General features: G+C 72.9%; 3 protein-coding genes. All 3 read right to left on the bottom strand.

Annotated features, from left to right (window positions below):
* Nucleotides 1-793, bottom strand: a 793-nt coding sequence (locus C1I93_RS29545) for a peptidase (RefSeq protein WP_438819598.1), incomplete at its 3' end; no start/stop codon positions are given.
* 68 nt (nt 794-861) lie between these two features.
* Nucleotides 862-2160 (bottom strand): VWA domain-containing protein, encoded by a 1299-nt coding sequence (locus C1I93_RS29540; protein WP_420811764.1) that lies wholly within the window; start codon nt 2158-2160, stop codon nt 862-864.
* A 70-nt stretch (nt 2161-2230) separates the two neighbouring features.
* The gene (locus tag C1I93_RS32125; protein ID WP_220039614.1) at nt 2231-2890 is read right to left on the bottom strand and encodes a DUF4352 domain-containing protein; all 660 of its coding nucleotides are present in this window, start codon (nt 2888-2890) and stop codon (nt 2231-2233) included.
* Nucleotides 2891-3496: the final 606 nt, after the last annotated feature.

The raw sequence follows: 3496 nt of genomic DNA, 5'->3' as shown, positions 1-3496 counted from the left end.
CGGCGGAGGGGCGGCGGGTGAGGGCGAAACCGACGACGCCGGCCACCGCGGCGAGGATGCCGCCGATGGTGGTCCAGACCCAGCGGGAACCGGCCTCGGGCAGCCAGCCGGTCAGGTCCAGGTTCCAGCCGTCGTCCTCGTCCTCCGGCGCGACAGTCGGCACCGAGTCCAGCACCTCACCGGCCTTGGTCGGCGGCACCAGCGGGGCCTCCAGCTTGCCGTCCTCTTCCGAGGTGTCGGCGTCCCCGGTGGTGGAGACCAGCAGGTCCACGTTGATCGGCAGGCCGAGGTCGGGCTCCGGCACGTCGACCACCGTCAGCCGGACGTAGTACGTGCCGGGCAGCGGGTCGGCCGACCAGGGTTCGGCCCAGGGCCGGACGCGGCGCAGGGTGCAGCCGATGGCGACGGTGCTCGCCGAGGCGTCGGCGGTCGGAGTCTGGGCACCGGCCGTGCACGCCTGGCGGCGGCGCAGCCCGTCGAAGACCTCGACGCTCCAGGTCGACGTGCCGGTGCGGTCCTGGGCGAGGGAAACCGACGCGGTGATCTCGTGGGTCTCGCCAGCCTCGGCCGGGAACGACCAGTAGAGGTACTCACCTGTCGACGCGCCCACCCGAACCGGCTGGCCGGCGGCGACCGGGGTGGCGCTCAGGAAGGAGGTGCCGGCCTTGGTCACGGTGGCGGCACCGGGCGAGGGAGTCGGCCCGCCGCTCGGCGCGGCCAGCACGGGCGTGGCGAGTGCCGGAGCCGGGGCGGCCAGGGCCGCGGCGGGGGTCAGGGCGATGGCGGCCAGCAGCGCGGCCGGGGTCAGCGCGGCGCCGGCGGCCCGCACGGTGGTCCGGGTGGTCGATCGGGTACGCATCATCAGTTATCCCTCCAGGTGGCCACCCACCAGCGGGTGAGCCAGCCAGCGATGAGCCCGGTGAGCAGGCCGGCCACGGTCAGCAGGAGCAGCAACACCCAGCCGCGGCCCAGGTCCGGGCCGTCCGGGGTGGGTGACGCGGCGACCACGTCGACGGTCAGCTCGACAGGCATGCCGGGGTTCTTCGCGGTGCCCGACTGCGGCGCGAACATGTTGCTGACCACCAGGCAGACGGTGGTGACGGTGGGCGGCGTGGGCGTGGCGGACGCCATGTCGCCCTCGTCGCCCTCGTCGTCGGCTCCGGCGGACCAACGCAGCCCGGCCGAGACCACGTCGATTCGTCCACTGCCCGCGTCCACGCCACGGACCAACTCCCGGCCGTCGGCGGCGGTGGCCCGCAGCAGCACGCCGTGATCCAGGTTGACCGGGCGGTCGAGCGCCACGCTCACCGAGGCGCGCAGTTCCTCACCCGGCCGCACCGGCACCCGGTACCAGCGGTGCTCGGAGAAGGTCTCCCGGTCGGCATAGACGCCGGGCGCGAGCAGTGGCGCGTCCGGGCACGCCTGGGTGCCTTCGACCTTCGACGGCGTGGTGGCGTACGTGTCACGGGCCCGGTCCACCAACTGCTTGAGCCGGTCGGTCAGGTCACTGGCACTGTTCGCCGCCGTGTACGTGCCGCCGGTGGCGGCGGCGATGCAGAGCAGTTGCTTGCGGACCTTCTCGTCCGGTGCCAGGCCGAGGGTGTCCACCACAAGCGTGGTGCCCTGCGCTGCCAGTTCCCGCGCGACCTGGCACGGGTCCGGCGGGGCGCAGGTGTCCTCGCCATCGGTGATCAGCACGATGCGTCGGGCGGTGCTGCCGGTGCCCAGATCCTTGGCGGCTTCCCGCAGGGCGAGCCCGACCGGGGTGAAGCCGGTGGGGCGCAGCGTGGCCACGGCGGCCTTGGCTGCCGAGCGGTTGACCGGGCCGACCGGCACGATCTGCTGCGTGTCGCGGCAGCCCTCCGTTTTGTCCTTGCCCTGGTAGGTGGCGCCGAGCACCCGGATGCCCAGTTGGGTCTCGTCGGGCAGGGCGTCGACCACCTCGCCGAACGCCTGTTGCGCGACCGAGATCCGGCTGCGCCCGTCGATGTCGGCGGCCCGCATGGAGCCGCTCACATCCAGCACCAACTGGACCCGGGGCGGCTCGGCCACGGGTTCTGCCCTGTCGTCGTCGGCGGCGAATGCCGGCACCGGGCCGGCCAACGTGGTCGCCGCCAGCAGTCCGAGCAGGACGGCTGACGGCCATCTCTTGTTGATCACCGGGCGGAGTGTAGCGAGGTCCATTCAGGACAGTTGCGCCGGTCACCCGTCGCGTTCGGTGCTGCTTCGGTCACGGTTTCCAGGAGCCGGCGGTCTCGAAGAGATGCTGGTATTCCAGCACACCCCGAGTGTCGGCCACGTCGAATACGACGGTGCCGGAACGCTTGCTGCCGGCCCGCAGGTCGTTTCCCGCGCCGAGCGGTTCCCCGCAGCCGGAGAGGGCACCGACCAGCCCGTTGACCGTGCTGCCGTTCTCGGCCACCCAGGTGAAGAAGAACGGGTTGATCGAACCGGTGCCCTTGGTCACCGTGGCCGTCACCTCGGCGATCAGGTACCGCCCCTGCTGCGGGTTCGGCGCGAACGACTGGCAACCCTCCCGCACGGTACGGAACCTCGTCACGGTGATCTCGACGGTGCCGTCGCTGTCGGTGATGACCAGGGTGTCACCGGCTTCCATGTTGAACGTCTCGCCGCGATCGGCCGAAGGGGTAGGCGTGGCCGGGGTGCGCGGCGCGATAGGCGTGGGCGTGCTCGGCGGACTCGGCAGATTCGGCGCAGCGTAGGTGGCCTGCGCCCGGGGAACCTGGTCGCTGGTCTGCTGGAAGCCGGCGACGAGCGCGATGATGCCGCCGACGCAGCAGAGCAGCGCCACGACCGCCACCACGATCACCACGATCAGGACCGTCTTACCGCCGCCACCGCCCGTCGGTTGCGGCGGCCCATACGGCACGCCAGGCGGGTACGGCCCGCCTGGCGGATAACCACCCGGTGGGTACGCCCCGCCTGGCGGATATCCCCCGCCTGGCGGATACGACCCATCGGCCGGATACGACCCACCGGCCGGATACTGCCCGCCCGGCGGATACTCCCCGGCGGGCGGATACTGCCCGCCCGGCGGATAACCCCCGACACCTGGGTACGGCCCGCCCGGCGGAAAACCGCCGACCGCTGGGTACGGCGGGGGATACACCCCGGGCGGCTGCGGCCCATCCGGTGGGTACGGGCCGGCCGGTGGGTACGGGCCGGCCGCCTGCGGGGCGTCACCCGGAACGTACGGCGTGCCCGAGATGGGTGGCGGCGGGTCGCTGGGCACGCCGGGTTGCGGTTCGCCGGCGGCGGCCGGCGGCGGGGCGGCCCAGACACTGTCCGGTGGGGTACCGGGCGCCGGCTGGCTCGGGGCCCACGGGTCACCCGGCTGCGGCGGGAGATTCGGCTGGTAAGGGTCGTGTGGCCCGTGCGGGGGCTGGGGGTTACTCACCGTACTCCTCGGGCACCTGGTGACGTTCGTGAACCGCCTGACGCTACCGCGTACCGGCAACGCCTGAGCAGTCCGTGG

Source organism: Micromonospora endophytica (genome assembly GCF_003236305.1).
Taxonomy (GTDB): Bacteria; Actinomycetota; Actinomycetes; order Mycobacteriales; family Micromonosporaceae; genus Micromonospora; species Micromonospora endophytica.
This window is presented reverse-complemented; position numbering and strand designations above follow the sequence as displayed.